We start from the raw sequence: 359 nt of genomic DNA on the forward strand, positions 1-359 counted from the left end.
GGCAGCGGATCGGTCGGAGTGCACGACCAGGCGCCATCGACGACGGTCGTCGTGCACAGCACCGTGCCGTCGCCATCCGTCACCGTGATCGTGTCACCATCGTCACCGGTGCCCGTGAACGTCGGCGTCGCATCCGTCACCACAGCACCATCCGCCGGACCAGTGATGACCGGAGCGGACGGGGCCACCGTATCCACGGTCACGTCGATCGGATCACCCGCGGTCGCGTTCCCCGCCGGATCGGTCGCGGTCGGCGTGATCGTGTTCGTCCCCTCCGGCAGCGGATCGGTCGGCGTGCACGACCATTCGCCGTCGACCACGGTCGTCGTGCACAGCACCGTGCCGTCACCATCGGTCAC

General features: G+C 68.8%; 1 protein-coding gene. It reads right to left on the reverse strand.

Annotation, left to right across the window (positions count from 1 at the left end; translation table 11 throughout):
* Window positions 1-359, reverse strand: a 359-nt coding sequence (locus tag ACNPM4_RS00765) for an Ig-like domain-containing protein (RefSeq protein WP_448984368.1), incomplete at both ends; no start/stop codon positions are given.

It is taken from the genome of Microbacterium umsixpiens (genome assembly GCF_053543675.1).